This window comes from Paraplanobispora takensis (assembly GCF_016863195.1).
GTDB lineage: Bacteria > Actinomycetota > Actinomycetes > Streptosporangiales > Streptosporangiaceae > Planobispora > Planobispora takensis.
Genome location: NZ_BOOK01000014.1, coordinates 239,887 through 253,891 on the forward strand (window position 1 = coordinate 239,887; position 14,005 = coordinate 253,891).

At 72.1% G+C, this 14,005-nt stretch carries 14 protein-coding genes; 6 read left to right on the forward strand and 8 right to left on the reverse strand.

Features of this window, described 5'->3' with window-relative positions:
* Window positions 1-4: 4 nt before the first annotated feature.
* Window positions 5-1,195 carry a cytochrome ubiquinol oxidase subunit I gene (locus Pta02_RS11385; protein ID WP_203874698.1) on the reverse strand — a complete coding sequence of 397 codons (1,191 nt, stop codon included), beginning with the start codon at window positions 1,193-1,195 and terminating at the stop codon, window positions 5-7.
* Between the two features lie 96 nt (window positions 1,196-1,291).
* Here Pta02_RS11385 and Pta02_RS11390 point away from each other — a divergent pair, with 96 nt between their 5' ends.
* Entirely contained in the window at window positions 1,292-1,621 is a 330-nt protein-coding gene (locus Pta02_RS11390) for a PadR family transcriptional regulator (RefSeq protein ID WP_203874699.1), read from the forward strand.
* Window positions 1,622-1,793: 172 nt separating this feature from the next.
* Here the strand turns inward: Pta02_RS11390 and Pta02_RS11395 are convergent, their stop codons facing one another.
* Window positions 1,794-2,489: a permease prefix domain 1-containing protein gene (locus Pta02_RS11395; protein ID WP_203874700.1), complete on the reverse strand. Its 696-nt coding sequence runs from the start codon at window positions 2,487-2,489 to the stop codon at window positions 1,794-1,796.
* A 108-nt stretch (window positions 2,490-2,597) separates the two neighbouring features.
* Window positions 2,598-3,794, reverse strand: coding sequence for a pentapeptide repeat-containing protein (locus Pta02_RS11400; RefSeq protein WP_203874701.1), 1,197 nt, complete (start codon window positions 3,792-3,794; stop codon window positions 2,598-2,600).
* A 175-nt stretch (window positions 3,795-3,969) separates the two neighbouring features.
* Between Pta02_RS11400 and Pta02_RS11405 the strand changes: the two genes are divergently transcribed.
* Window positions 3,970-6,336, forward strand: a complete 2,367-nt coding sequence (locus Pta02_RS11405) for an ExeM/NucH family extracellular endonuclease (RefSeq protein ID WP_203874702.1) — start codon at window positions 3,970-3,972, stop codon at window positions 6,334-6,336.
* Window positions 6,337-6,499: 163 nt separating this feature from the next.
* Here Pta02_RS11405 and Pta02_RS11410 read toward each other — a convergent pair whose 3' ends face one another.
* Both Pta02_RS11410 and Pta02_RS11415 read right to left on the reverse strand, forming a co-directional pair.
* Window positions 6,500-7,054, reverse strand: a complete 555-nt coding sequence (locus tag Pta02_RS11410; RefSeq protein ID WP_203874703.1) for a hypothetical protein — start codon at window positions 7,052-7,054, stop codon at window positions 6,500-6,502.
* Window positions 7,055-7,115: 61 nt separating this feature from the next.
* Complete coding sequence (locus Pta02_RS11415) at window positions 7,116-7,700, reverse strand: DUF5709 domain-containing protein (RefSeq protein WP_203874704.1); 585 nt, start codon at window positions 7,698-7,700, stop codon at window positions 7,116-7,118.
* 128 nt (window positions 7,701-7,828) lie between these two features.
* On the opposite strand from Pta02_RS11415, the gene Pta02_RS11420 reads away from it, so the two are divergent.
* Together Pta02_RS11420 and trxA are read left to right on the forward strand one after the other, a co-directional pair.
* On the forward strand, window positions 7,829-8,284 hold the full coding sequence (locus Pta02_RS11420) for a protein-tyrosine phosphatase family protein (RefSeq protein WP_203874705.1): 456 nt from the start codon (window positions 7,829-7,831) through the stop codon (window positions 8,282-8,284).
* Window positions 8,285-8,342: 58 nt separating this feature from the next.
* Window positions 8,343-8,777 (forward strand): thioredoxin, encoded by a 435-nt coding sequence (gene trxA, locus Pta02_RS11425; RefSeq protein WP_373872362.1) that lies wholly within the window; start codon window positions 8,343-8,345, stop codon window positions 8,775-8,777.
* 137 nt (window positions 8,778-8,914) lie between these two features.
* Here the strand turns inward: trxA and Pta02_RS11430 are convergent, their stop codons facing one another.
* Together Pta02_RS11430 and Pta02_RS11435 are read right to left on the reverse strand one after the other, a co-directional pair.
* On the reverse strand, window positions 8,915-10,246 hold the full coding sequence (locus Pta02_RS11430; protein ID WP_203874707.1) for a class II 3-deoxy-7-phosphoheptulonate synthase: 1,332 nt from the start codon (window positions 10,244-10,246) through the stop codon (window positions 8,915-8,917).
* A 114-nt stretch (window positions 10,247-10,360) separates the two neighbouring features.
* Complete coding sequence (locus Pta02_RS11435) at window positions 10,361-11,614, reverse strand: FAD-dependent oxidoreductase (RefSeq protein ID WP_203874708.1); 1,254 nt, start codon at window positions 11,612-11,614, stop codon at window positions 10,361-10,363.
* 107 nt (window positions 11,615-11,721) lie between these two features.
* Between Pta02_RS11435 and Pta02_RS11440 the strand changes: the two genes are divergently transcribed.
* Window positions 11,722-12,228 (forward strand): GNAT family N-acetyltransferase, encoded by a 507-nt coding sequence (locus tag Pta02_RS11440; protein ID WP_203874709.1) that lies wholly within the window; start codon window positions 11,722-11,724, stop codon window positions 12,226-12,228.
* Window positions 12,229-12,634: 406 nt separating this feature from the next.
* Window positions 12,635-12,931, forward strand: a complete 297-nt coding sequence (locus tag Pta02_RS11445) for a hypothetical protein (protein ID WP_203874710.1) — start codon at window positions 12,635-12,637, stop codon at window positions 12,929-12,931.
* 61 nt (window positions 12,932-12,992) lie between these two features.
* Here Pta02_RS11445 and Pta02_RS11450 read toward each other — a convergent pair whose 3' ends face one another.
* Window positions 12,993-13,979: a phosphotransferase family protein gene (locus Pta02_RS11450; protein WP_203874711.1), complete on the reverse strand. Its 987-nt coding sequence runs from the start codon at window positions 13,977-13,979 to the stop codon at window positions 12,993-12,995.
* Window positions 13,980-14,005: the final 26 nt, after the last annotated feature.

Sequence of the window (14,005 nt, forward strand, 5' to 3'; positions counted from 1 at the left end):
CTCCTTACAGGCTCAGCGCGGTGGCGCGCTCGGGGGCGGGGCCGCCGGGGCCGGGGGGAACGCCCAGGGTGACGGCGGCGGGGCCGCGGCGCACGGTGCGGGCGATGAGGAGATAGTCGGCCACCGCGAGCAGGCCGAGCACGGCGGTGAAGGCGACGAGTGAGGTGGTGACCATCCCGGAGGTGAGCCCGGGGGACATCGCGTCGGCCACGGTCAGCTTGCCGTAGATCAGCCAGGGCTGGCGGCCGGCCTCGCGGGCCAGCCAGCCGAGGATCGCGGCCAGGAACGGCAGCGGGGTCAGCATCATCATGATCGGGTGCGCCCACCGCCAGCGCGGCAGCCAGCGGACCGTGGGCAGGAGGAAGAACAACACGACGAACTGGAACAGCTCCCCGATCAGGATCATGAAGCCGAGCCCCGCCCCGGCCAGCGGCTTGCCGCCGAACTTGTCCGGCTGGAACTCCCCGAGCGGGCCGAACTGCGCGAAGCCGAAGGCGACCGCGACGACCGCGCCGACCGCCGCGACGACCACGCCGAGCCGCAGGGACTTGGTGAAGAACTCCCGCTCGGCGCTCCCGCGGAACAGCTGGTAGGCGCTGGCGCCCATGAGCACGCAGCCGCCGGTGAGCAGGGCCGCGCCGATCACGTGGGGGAGGGCGAAGGTGAGCATGGGGTTGGTGAGCAGCGCGCCGAAGTCGGCCAGCTCCAGGTGGCCGCCCCGGTCCACGGCGCCGGCCGGGTTCTGCAGGAAGGCGTTCGCCGCCATGATCCAGAACGCCGAGGCGTAGGCGGTCAGCGTGACGATCCAGATGCACGCCAGGTGGAGCTTCGGGGGCAGCCGGTGCCAGCCGAAGATCCACAGGCCGAGGAACGTGGACTCCAGGAAGAACGCGCCCAGGGTCTCGACGGCCAGCGGGGCGCCGAAGACGTCCCCGGCGTAGTGCGACAGCCCGCTCCAGCTCAGGCCGAACTGGAACTCCATCACCAGGCCGGTCATGATGCCCAGCGCGTAGTTGATCACATAGATCTGGCCCCAGAAGCGGGCCATCCGCTCGTGGACCGGATTGCCGCGGAAGGTCCAGAGCGTCTGCATGATCGCCACGAGGGGGGCCAGTCCCAGCGTCAGCACGACGAACAGGAAGTGCAGGCTCCCCGTCACCGCGAACTGCGTCCGGGCCAGGTCGAGCACGTCCATGGCGTCACCTCAATCATTGTGTCTGTCTACCTATAGACACTCTACATGTAGAACGGCTACATGTAGCCTGTCTATGCGAGAGGTAGGGTGAGGGACGTGAACACCGATGCGCTCCGAGGGCACATGGACGCCCTGCTGCTCTCCGTTCTGGAGGCCGAGCCCCTGCACGGCTACGCGATCATCGAGGCGCTGCAGGCGCGGAGCGGCGGCGTGCTGAACGTGCCGACCGGCACGGTCTATCCGGCGCTGCGCCGCCTGGAGCAGGCGGGATACCTGGCGAGCGAGTGGGCCACCGTGGGCGGGCGCAAACGGCGCACCTACCGGCTGACCTCCGCGGGCCGTACGGCGCTGGCCGGGGAGCGCTCGGCCTGGCGGGAGTTCACGACCACGATCGCGAGCGTGCTGGAGCCGCGCGCCGCCGAATGAGAGTCCCGCGGGGTCACGGGCGCCGGCATGACGGGACCCGGAGCCCCGGCGTCGGGCAGGCTCCGGGTCCGGTGGGGAACGCGGGCGGGGGAGGGGTCAGGGAGCGAAGACGGTGCGGACGCAGCCGTCCTCCGCACCGGCCGCGATCACGGCCGGTGGGGCGTCGGGGAGGTCAGGACGAATGGGCCACGGCCGGCACCCGGTTGCGGGTGATGCCGATGCACCGCGTGGCCAGGGCGACCTTCACGCCCCAGAGGCCGTAGCTCACCGCGGAGGCGACCAGGCCGGGAGGGTAGTCGGAGAAGCCGACCGGGCCGTTCGAGCCGTACATCAGGGCGCTGCACAGCACGAACATGACCGGCACCATGGCCCAGACGAACACCGCCAGCGCCCGGGCCACCCGCTCCGGCCGCCGGATCCTGCGCCTGCCCCGGCCCAGCGCGAGCAGCGCGATCGCGCCGATCGCCCCGATGAGCAGCTGCGTGGCGTCCACCACGCGCGCCACCGGCGCGAACCAGTCCGGCGCGGCCTCGTAGGAGACGACGTCCGCCGGGAAGACCCGCCAGAGCATGTTCCACATGATCGCGGTGATCGGCACGGCGACGAAGAGCAGGACGGCCAGCCTGCGGCCCGCCGAGACCGACAGCTCCTCCTGGTATCCCGGCGCGATCTCCTCGATCGTGCCGAAATCCCGCACCGCGGCGCGCTCGGCCTCGGCCCGCTCCAGGCCGTCGCACTCCAGGGCCTCGGCGGCGTCCAGCAGGCTGTCGCGGGCCTCGGTCATCAGATCGAGCTTGGGACGCCTGGGCCCCCTGAGCGCGCGGCTGAGCCCGGTGACGTAGTCGTCGATGACTCCGGTGCTCGTCATGGTCTCCCCTGTGGTGCGGTCCCGTCGCGGGACTCCGGGCAGCCTCATCCTGGCCGACGCCCGCGGGCCGCGCATCGGGGACCTCCCTGAGAAGACCCGGAGGCCGGGTCATCCCGCCAGGTGCGCCGGAGGCGCGGAGGCGGGCGGGTCGGCGGGAGGAGCGGCGGACCGGCCGGCGGGCGGGTCGGCGGGCGTACCGGCGGGCGGGGAGGACCACTCGTGCCAGGCGTGCTCCTCGGCGATGCGCCGCCGCCCGGGCCACCAGCGCAGGATCGGCCACTTCGAGGGGAACCGCAGGCCCCGGGGGGCGGCGGCGAACGCGCACCCGGTCAGGCGGACCCGGTCGGGACGCGGGAACCCGGCGAAGCGGCAGGCGGTGAGGTCCAGGCGGGTCAGCTCCAGGGACTCGGCCTCCACGCCGCGCAGCGAGACCACCCGGGCCGTGCCCCGCCCGATGACGGCGGCCGGGCCGCGCAGCGTGGCCTCCTCCAGGTCGACCTCCGCGTCCTGCAGGCGGACGGTGAGCTCCCCGGAGGCGTGCAGCCGCCGCAGGTCCACCGGGCAGCCCGCGGCCGACAGCTCCAGGGCGCCGCTCGCCCGGGCCCCGGCCAGGGTCAGGCGCCGGCCGGTCACGGCCGGCGTCAGGTAGGTCCTGGCCGAGAAGCGCACCGCCTCGAACCCGGCCAGGCCGTCGAAGCGGGCCTTGTGGAAGGAGACCGTCCGGCCGAACCGGCAGCCCCGGAACCCCGCGTCGCCGGCGAACCGCGCGTCGTCGAAGCTGGTGAATCCGCGGAACTCGGCGTGACGGAAGGAGGAGGTGCGGCCGAAGCGGGCCGAGCCGAACAGCGCGTCGCCGCCGGCGACCACCCGGTCCAGCGCCGCGTGCCCGGTCACCGTGACGCCGTGCAGGGACAGCTCCCTGGCGAACCTGACCTCCCCGAAGGAGACGTTGCCGGTGAAACGGGCGTCGTAGAAGGAGGCCAGGCGGTGGAAGGCCGCGTGGTCGAAGGAGGCGTCGCCTCTGAACAGGACGGCGCCGAAGCGGGCCTCGTCGGGGAAGAGGGCCCAGTCGAACCGGGCCCTGCCCAGGGTGCGCCGGGTGGCGGTCAGGACCTGCTCCAGCAGGTCTTCGCCGACGACGGTGCCCCGCAGGTCGACGGGGGATCCGGGAGCCAGGCCGCGGATGACCTCGCCGAGTTCGTCACGCTCCAGATGGGCCAGGCAGCGTCCGTACGGCGGCCGCGCCGACCCGGTGCACTCGGGGGAGGCGGCGCAGACGACCCAACCCATGTCGAGGGGTCTCATGTCCCAGTGATACCCCCGTGAAGGGGCAAGTGATACCTGCGAGATCCGGAGCTAGGTCAAGGGCAGCCAGCGTTGGCGTGCGCCCCTCGACATGAAGTGTCAAGATTTCCCGATTTCACCTTCCGTCCACATATAGGGGAATGTAAGCGGATCCAAGGGGCTCTACGCTCCTGCTATGCGTGCTTTATCCCGGGCGTTCGCCGCCCTCGCGGCCGTCGGCGTCACCGCCGCCGGCGTCGCGACCCTCACCACGACCCCGGCCCTGGCCGCGCCGGGCTCCGTCGTCGTCAGCCAGGTCTACGGCGGCGGCGGCAACAGCGGTGCCCCCTTCGCCAACGACTTCGTGGAGCTGTTCAACCGGAGCTCCGCGCCCGTCGCCCTGGACGGCTGGTCCGTCCAGTACGCCAGCGCCACCGGCACCGGCCCCTTCGGCTCCAACGCGGTCGCCTTGTCCGGCACCCTCGCGCCCGGCCAGTACCACCTCGTCCAGCTCGCCGGCGGCGCCAACGGCGCCGCGCTGCCCGCGCCCGACACCACCGGCACGGCCAACATGAGCGGCAGCGCGGGCAAGGTCGCCCTGGTCCGCTCGGCCGAGGGGCTGGCCTGCAACGGCGGTTCCCTGCCCTGCACCCCCGAGCAGACCGCGCTCATCGCCGACCTCGTGGGCTACGGCACCGCCAACTACTCCGAGGGCGCCGCGGCCCCCACACTGTCGAACACGACCGCGGGCCTGCGCAAGGCCGGAGGCTGCACCGACACCGACGTCAACGGCTCCGACATCGAGGCCGGCACCCCGGCGCCGCGCAACCGGGCCACCGCCGCGGCGCCGTGCGGCGACGTCGAGCCCACGCCCACCCCGACGCCGACCGTCACCCCGACGGTGACGCCGACCCCGACGCCGACGACCGCGCCGTGCGAGACCCCGGCCACCCACCAGATCGCCCAGGTCCAGGGCAGCGGCGACGCCAGCCCGCTGGCCGGTCAGACCGTCCGCGTCGAGGGCGTGGTGACCGCCGACTTCCAGGAGACGAACCAGCTCAGCGGGTTCTTCCTGCAGGACCCGACGCCCGACGCCGACCCCGCCACCTCCGACGGGCTGTTCGCCTTCGCCCGCGCCTCCTTCAAGGACGTCAAGGTCGGTGACCGGGTCCTGGTCACCGGCAGGGTCGTGGAGTTCAACGGCTGGACCGAGCTGACCTCGGTCACCGCCGTGGACGTCTGCGGCACCGGCACGATCGCTCCGGTGAAGCAGAGCCTGCCGCGCGCCGAGGGGAAGACCTTCGAGCCGGTCGAGAGCATGCTCGTCACCTTCCCCGAGGTGCTCAGCGTCAGCGACCACTACAACCTGGCCCGCTACGGTGAGATCAACCTCTCCTCCGAGGGCCGGATCTACCAGCCGACCGACCGTCCCGGTGTGGACCCCGCCCTGAACGCCCGCCGTACGCTCCTGGTGGACGACGGCTCGGGTGTGGAGAACCCGCCGGTCACCCCGCACACCGACCCGCGCGTGGTCCGGCTGGGCGACACCACCCTCGGCGTCACCGGCGTGATGGGCTACGGCTTCGGCAAGTACCGCCTCCAGCCGACCAAGCCGATCTCCTTCCTGCGCACCAACCCGCGCCTGCCCAAGCCGTTCCCGGTGATCGGCAACGTCACGGTGGCCAGCTTCAACACCTTGAACTGGTTCACCACGCTGGGTTCGCGCGGCGCGAGCAACGCCGAGGAGCAGCAGCGGCAGCTGACCAAGCTGGTGGCCGCGCTCAAGGGCATGAACGCCGACGTGGTCGGCCTGATGGAGGTCCAGAACAACGGGCAGACCGCCGTGCAGGCCCTGGTCGACGCGCTCAACGCCGAGGTCGGCGCGGGCACCTACGCGGCCCTGGCCCACCCGTACCCGGGCACCGACCTCATCCACGTCGCGATGATCTACAAGCCGGCCAAGGTGCAGCTCGTGGGCGCGGCCCAGTCCTCGACCGACCCGGTCTTCCGGCGGCCCCCGCTGATCCAGACCTTCCGTCGCGTCCAGGGCGGCCAGCCGTTCACCGTCCTCGTCAACCACTACAAGTCGAAGGGCTGCGACGAGGAGGCCACCGGCCCGGACGCCGACCAGGGCGACGGGCAGAGCTGCTACAACGGTGAGCGCGTCCGCCAGGCCCAGGCCACCCTCGGCCTGATCGAGAGCCTGGACCTGCCCAACCCGCTGGTGCTGGGCGATCTCAACGCCTACGGCGAGGAGGACCCGATCGACACCCTGGAGGCCGGCGGCCTGACCAGTGTGACGAAGAAGTTCGTCCCCGCCCCGCTGCGCTACAGCTACCTGTTCGAGGGCCAGATCGGCGAGCTCGACCACGCCCTGGTCGGCAGGCAGCTGCTCAAGCGGGTGACCAGCGCGACCATCTGGCACATCAACGCCGACGAGCCCAGGGCGCTGGACTACAACATGGAGTTCAACCCGCCGGGCCTGTACAAGCCCGACGCGTTCCGCTCCTCCGACCACGACCCCGTGATCGTCGGCCTGACCATCCCCGGCGGCCGGGGCTGATCGAGCCGCCCGCGCGGCCGTACGCACAAAGGACCCGCTCCGCCTGCGCGGCGGAGCGGGTCCGTCGTTTCCCGGGCCGGGTCCCGTCCGCGTACGGACACCTGCTCGCGTACGGGACGCCCTCGTCTCGTGTACGGACGTCCCGTCCGGGGCGGGTGCCCGGTCAGGCGGGCGGGCGGCCGGTCCCCTCGCCGGGCAGGTAGCCGCCGTCGTCCTCGTCGGTCCGGCCGGACCCCGCGTCCGGGTCGTCCACGTCGGAGTCCTTCCAGTCCAGGTCGGCCCCGACGTGCCCCCCGGTGTCCGGGATCCTACGGTCCGGCAGCGGGCCGTCGTCGTCGGGACCGGTCTCCACCGGGCCGCCGGCCCGCCGGGCGTAGTCGGGGCCGCCCTCGGACTCGTTCGGGTCGAAGGGCATGCGGTGCGGCTCGGACGAGGCCGGGGTGTGGTCCTCGATCTCGTCCGTCCTGGCGCCCACCGCCTTCTCGTCCGATCCGGCGATCTCCGGGCGCTCGTCGTCGCGGCCGGTCATGTTCCCCATGGGCTGGGACCAGCCGCTCTTGGGCGCGGCGTCGTCGTCGGGATCGCCGCCCGGCTTGGCGTTGGACCCGCGGATCGAGGCCGGGCCGACGTCACCGCCCATGTTGTGCAGCTCGGGGTCGAAGGTGGTGCCCTTCAGCTGCTCCCTTTCCTTCTCCTTCTCCCGCTCCCTCTGGTTCACCGCGTTCTCCTCTCCTCTGACGGGTCCTCTGACGGGGCCGGCCGGCTCGGGCTCCGGTCGCTCACTCGGGCTCCACCCGCATGGCGGCCTCCTCGGCCGTGTAGCCGCCCATGTCGGGCCCCACCTCGCGGGCGACCAGATCGGGCTCGGCGTCCTCGTGGGCGCCCTCGTCGGGGGCCACCAGCCGCCCGGCGGGGCGGGGGTCGTCCCAGACGGCACCCGAGGGCTCCTCGGGCTGGGCCGGCCACGGCTGGTCGAGGTCGTCACCCTCCTCGAAACGGGTGTCGAGGTCGGAGCCCACCCCCAGGCCGCTCTCCTCCGTCACGCGCGGCTCGGGGCCGGAGGCGCTCAACTCCAGATCGTCCCTGTCGTCATCCATCCGGCCGGCCCTCTGCCCGGGATCGACCCCGAACACCGGCTGCTCCTCGGGCACCTCACGGCGGATGCGGCCCTCCAGCGACTCACCCTGGATCTGCTCGTCGACGGTGGTGCCGAAGTCGTCGAGGGCCATGGGGCGGTCACCGGGAATCGGAGCCTCCTGCGGGTCGACCGCCCACTGCTGCTGCGGGGTGCCGTCCTGGAGGTCCGGAATCCCCTCGTCCTCGAGGCGCGAATGCGGATCGTGCTCCGGAATATTCTCAGTCATCACCACTCCTAGCTGGGTTCCCCCTTCTCCTCCCCGTTTCCCTGCCGTTCGGGGACGTAACAAATCCGGGGAGAACACCCACCGGTACGGGTGAAGACACGACGACCGGATTCCATGACAATCACCGCATGGCAGAGTCCCTCATCAACGCGGTCCAGATCCCCGACGGCACATGGATCCGCGGTCGCGGACTGCGCGACCCGACTCCCATCGGCCCCGTTCCCGACTTCGCGCTCTACCTGGGGCTGTCCCGGCTCCGCAACCGCCACGAGGCGAAGCTGCTGTGGCCGCACGAGTGGGTTCCCTGGCCCGACTACATGCTTCCGCTGGACTGGCACGAGACCGCCCTGGCCATCGTCCGCCTGTACGACCGCGCGCGCTCGGGCGAGGCCGTCGAGGTCGCCTGCAAGGGCGGCGTCGGCCGCACCGGCACGGTCATCTCCTGCATGACGATCCTGGCGGGCCTGCCGGCGCATCTGGCCGTCAGGTGGACGCGCAGGAAGTACAACCCCCGGGCGGTCGAGACGCCCTGGCAGCGCCGGTGGGTGGCCTGGTTCGCCACCCATCACCCGCCGGTGCCGTGAACCCGCCGGTGCCGCGGGCCCGCGCTGAGGTCGCGCGTTTTGGCCGGGGGCGCGGGGGATGGAATGCTCGGCAGGGGTACGGGGTTATGCGAGCCGTACAGAGTCGGAGAAAGAGGAGCCAGTAGTGGCGACCATCGCGGTAACCGAAGACAACTTCAACGAGATCGCCGATCAGGGGATCGTCCTGCTGGACTTCTGGGCGGCCTGGTGCGGGCCGTGCCGGACGTTCGGGCCCATCTTCGAGAAGGCCTCCGAGAAGCACGAGGACATCACGTTCGGAAAGATCGACACTGAGGCCGAGCAGGCGCTGGCCCAGGGGTTCGAGATCACCTCGATCCCGACCGTCATGGCCATCCGCGACGGCATCGTCGTCTTCGCCCAGCCCGGGGCGCTGCCCGAGCCGGCCCTGGAGGACCTGATCAGGCAGGTCCGGGCCCTCGACATGGACGCGATCCGCACCGAGCTCGCCAACGAGATGGGCGCCCAGAACTAAGCCCTGGACCACGCAGGGGACGCGGCCGGCGGGGCGCCGGGTGAACCGGCGCCGTGGCCGGGCCCCCGTCCGGGGCTCCGGGCCTTCCGCATGAGCTCGGAAGGCCCGGAACTCCGGACGGAGCCGGGGAGTCCGGCTCAGACCGAGCGGTAGAGCTCGGCGACGCGGAAGGCGAGGTCCAGCGACTGGCTCCGGTTGAGCCGGGGGTCGCAGGCGGTCTCGTAGCGCAGCGCCAGGTCGTCCTCGACGATCTCCCGGCCGCCGCCCACGCACTCGGTGACGTCGTCACCGGTGAACTCGATGTGGATGCCGCCGGGGTGGGTGCCCAGCGCGCGGTGCACCTCGAAGAAGCCGGCCACCTCGTTCAGCACGTCGTCCAGGCGGCGGGTCTTGTGGCCGCTGGGCGCCTCGAAGGTGTTGCCGTGCATCGGGTCGCAGATCCAGGCCACCTGCGCGCCGCTGGCCGTGACCTTCTCCACCAGCGAGGGCAGGTGGTCGCGGATCTTCGAGGCGCCCATGCGGGTGATGAAGGTCAGCCGGCCCGGCTCGTTGTCCGGGTTCAGCTTCTCGACCAGCGCGAGGGCGTCCTCGGGGGCGGTCGTCGGGCCGAGCTTCACGCCGATCGGGTTGCGGATGCCGGCGAAGAACTCCACGTGCGCCTGGTCGAGCTGGCGGGTGCGCTCGCCGATCCAGACCATGTGCGCCGAGACGTCGTACGGCAGGCCGGTACGGGAGTCGATCCGGGTCAGGGCCCGGTCGTAGTCCAGGATGAGCGCCTCGTGGGAGGAGTAGAACTCCACGGTGTGGAACTCCTCCGGGTCGGCCCCGCAGGCGCGCATGAACGCCAGCGCCTGGTCGATCTCACGGGCCAGCTGCTCATAGCGCTTGCCCGCCGGGGACTCGGCCACGAAGTCCTGGTTCCAGGCGTGCACCTGGCGCAGGTCGGCGTAACCGCCCTTGGTGAAGGCGCGGATCAGGTTCAGCGTCACCGCGGAGGAGTGGTAGGCGCGCAGCAGCCGCCACGGGTCGGGGGTGCGGGCCTCGGGGGTGAACTCCAGGCCGTTGACCATGTCACCGCGGTAGGCGGGCAGCTCCACGCCCTCGCGGATCTCGGTGCCCTTGGAGCGCGGCTTGGCGAACTGCCCGGCCATTCGGCCGATCTTCACCACCGGCACCTTCGCGGCGTAGGTGAGCACGATCGCCATCTGCAGCAGCGTCTTGAGCTTGTTGCGCACGGCGTCGGCGGTGGCCCCGGCGAACGTCTCGGCGCAGTCGCCGCCCTGCAGCACGAAGGCCTCGCCCCGCGCCACCGCCGCCAGTTCGGCCTTGAGGTTGTCGCACTCCCCGGCGAAGACGAGGGGAGGAACGCCGTTCAGCTCGGCGACGACCTTCTCGAGCTCGCCGCGGTCGGGCCAGTCGGGCTGCTGCGCAGCGGGCAGCTGCCGCCAGGAATCGAGGTTGATGCTCACGGTATGACAGGCTATTGCACCCTGCCCGGCGAACTTACCCCTATGTCCACCTATTGAGAACGTCTTTTTCCCTGGTGAGACTCCGCCGGACGCTTCACGGCCCCTCGGCGCGCGTCAGGGGCGGGCGGAGGCGACGGGCGTCCGGACGTGCTCGGGGCGTACGCCCAGCCCGATGAACCGGCGCACCAGGGGGGCGACCACCGGCAGGCGGGAGACGTCGCGCGGGAACCGCACCGGCTCGGCGACCCCGTGCAGGGCCGGGCGGATCAGCCGGTTCTGGACCACGCGCTGGGCGAACTGGGTGATCACCGTCGGCGGGGTGCGCCGTCGCTGGACGCGGGCCAGCAGCGACTGCGGGATCTGCCCGCCGGCCAGCAGCGGCCCGGCCAGCAGGTTGGCCGCGGCCACCGCGTCCTGCACCGCCAGGTTGATGCCGACGCCGAAGACCGGGGACATGGCGTGCGCGGCGTCGCCGATGACCAGCAGGCCCGGCCGGTACCAGCGGCGCAGCCGGTTGAGGGCCACCGACAGCACGCTGACGTCGCCGAAGTCCTCGATCAGATGGACGCGCCCGGCGAGGAACGGCAGCATCCGCGCCACCGGCTCGCGCAGCGCCTCGACGCCGCGGCCCTTCAGGTCCTCGAAGCCGCCCTTGGGGATGACGTAGGCGAGCTGCCAGTAGCTCTCCCGGTTGATCGCCACCATCAGGTGGCCGCTGGAGACCCGCAGGAACGTCTCGCCGGTGTCGCCGGGCTCCCGGGGCAGCCGGAACCAGACCACGTCCATCGGGGCGCCGTGCTCGACCGGCACCAGCCCGGCGGCCCGGCGCACGTCGGAGTGGCGGCCGTCGGCGGCCACGGTGAGCGTGGCCCGGATCTCGTGCTCCTGCGAAGCGCGGCCCGAGCCGTCATCCGAGATGCCGCCCGAGGTGTCGCGGTAGCGGACGCCGCGCACCGCGCCGCCCTCCCGGATCACCCCGGTCACCTCGGCGTTCATGATGAGCCGGAAGCCGGGGTGGCGGGCGGCGGCGGTGGTCACCAGGTTCAGGAAGTCCCACTGCGGGACGAAGGCGATGTAGGGATAGCGGCTGCCGAGCCCGGACAGGTCGGCCAGGGGGATCTCGGCGTCGTCGGTGCGGATCGACATGCGGCGGGCCTTGCGGTGGGGGAGCCGGTGGAACTCCCCGGCCAGGCCGAGCTCGTCGAGGACCTCCAGGGTCGAGGGATGGATCGTGTCGCCGCGGAAGTCGCGCAGGAAGTCGGCGTGCTTCTCCAGCAGCGTCACCGGGACGCCGGAACGGGCCAGCAGCAGCGCGAGCACGGCCCCCGCCGGGCCGCCCCCGGCGATCACGCATCTGTTCTCAGTCATAATTCATCACCCATTGAATTATGGCACGGCCCGGTGGGACGGGGAAGCCTCCCGGGTCCGTCCGGCGGGTGACGTGGGGCGGCCGGGGATGCGGGAGAGTGTCCGGCGTGACGATTTACGAAACCGAACGCCTGATCGTCCGCGAGTGGACCGCGGCCCAGGACGACCTCGACCGGATGACCGACATCTACACGCGCGAGGAGGTGACCCGCTGGCTGCCGCCCTTCGAGTTCGACGCGGCCAGGGCGGTGGAGGGCTGGCGCGCCTTCCACGAGAGGGACCGCCGGTACGGTTCCTGGGCGGTCCAGGTACGCGACAGCGGGGTCGCCGCGGGGACCGTGCTGTTCCGGCCGATCCCGGGCGGGGACGGGGAGGTGGAGGTGGGTTGGCACCTGCACCCCGACTCCTGGGGCAGGGGGTACGCCACCGAGGCGGCCGGGGGCGCGGTGGAGCGCGGCTTCGCCTCCGGGCTGGAGGAGGTGTACGCCCTGCTGAAGCCGGACAACGAGGCCTCCAGGGCGGTGTGCCTCAGGCTCGGCATGACCTCGCTGGGCAGGACCCGCCGCTTCTTCGATCTGGAGTCGGAGATGTTCCGCCTGCGCAGGGACGGCTGAGACTCGGCGCCGGGCCCCGGCGGATCCGGATCTCACGCTCCCGCGGGGCTCCAGGGCTCGGCAGGGTCGCGGGACTCGGGCCCGGCGGCTTCCGTCCGCCGCGGCCCGTCCAGCAGCGACTGGGCGGCGTACACGCCCCCGCCCAGTCGTCACCGCCATGCCCGTGCCGTACGCGTAGGACGCGAAGATCGGCATGCGCCCGAACGCCGCCGCCGAGACCAGCGTCGCCGCGACACCGCGCCGCATCGGCATCCCACCTCCGGGGAGCCGTTGTGGCCGACGGGCAGCCCGGCATCACCCCCTCTGAGCTGCGATATCGCCACTGTGTCATTTCGCGTGTTCAGTCGGTTACATCTCGATAGGCAGGGGTAACGATACGTACGAACCATCATCGGGGGGTTGAGAAATGATCAGCATGCTTCACAAGATGGGCGTGAAGTCCGGCATGATGTACGCCGCCGGAATCGGCTCGATCGGCCTGTCGTTCGTCTCCTGGCTGACGTCGAAGACGGCCGAGAACGCCGGGCTCGACCGGGCCGACCGCTGGGGCATCTTCATCGGCGAGTGGGCGCCGACCTTCTTCGCGATGGGCATCGCCCTGCGCATCGAGGAGACGCACAGCAGCAACGCCCAGACGGCGGAGCGTGAGATGTTCGACAGCACCTACGCCGAGGGCAGGATCCCCTCGCACGCCCGGATGTAGCCGGGGCGGACACACCACGGGCCGTGCCCTCACCGGGGCGCGGCCCGTGGCGTGTTCCGGGTCAGGCGACGGGGGAGCCCAGGAGCTCCAGGGCCCGGACGACCGAGGCGGCGCTGTTGTCGCGCAGGGGGGCGTACTCCTGCTCGGGATACTGCCGGGGCCCGTTCTCCACCAGCAGGATCAGGCCGAGATAGAGCCGGTAGCAGGCCATCCGCAGGCGCGCCGCCTCGTCGAAGGGCACCACGCCGCCCGCCTCGCGGTAACCGGCCACGATCTCGTCGGTCTCCCGCAGCTCACCGAAGATCGTCGGGGTGACGAAGTCGGCCAGCGGGTCACCCCAGAACGCGCGCTCGTGGTCGATGATCGCCTGGACGCGGGGCGCGCCGTTCGGCGGACCGGGGGCGAGGAAGACGTTGCCGGGCCAGACGTCGAAGTGGACCAGGCGGGGGGAGGTCACCTCCTCCAGGGCGCCGGCACGCGACCGGACCGCCGCCATGATCTCCCCGGCCGGGGCGGGCAGCGCGATGTCGTAACGCCGGGCGTCGTCGAGGAGCGCCCCCACCATCGTCAGGAAGGCCGAACGCCAGGTGGGCCCGGTCAGCCCGGCGTGCGGGTAGCCGTACACCTCGCCGGTGACGGTGTGCAGCCGGGCCAGGTGCCCGCCGACCTCCCGCCACAGGACCCCGGTCTCGGGCGGCTCGGCGTGGTTCCACGACACCCCGTCCAGCGCGGACAGGATCAGGTAGTCGCCGCCGAGCACCGGGTCGTCGAACCCGGCCCGCAGCAGCTCGGGACCCGGCAGCGGGGCCAGGCCGTAGACCATGGCCTCGGTGCGCAGCAGGTCGCGCTCATAGCGCAGCTGCTCCAGCTCGGGCGGGGGCGACAGCTTGAGCACCACCTCGCGGCCGTCGTCCAGGGCCAGCCGCCACACGGCGTTGGCGAAGCCGTCGGTCAGCTCGGTGGAGGAGACCACCCCCGCCCCCAGCGCCCTGCGCAGCAGCGCGTCCAGCTGGTCGGGGGCGAGAATCCGTTTGGTCCTGCTGTCCATCGCCGTCCTCTCCGGGGCCCCGCCGG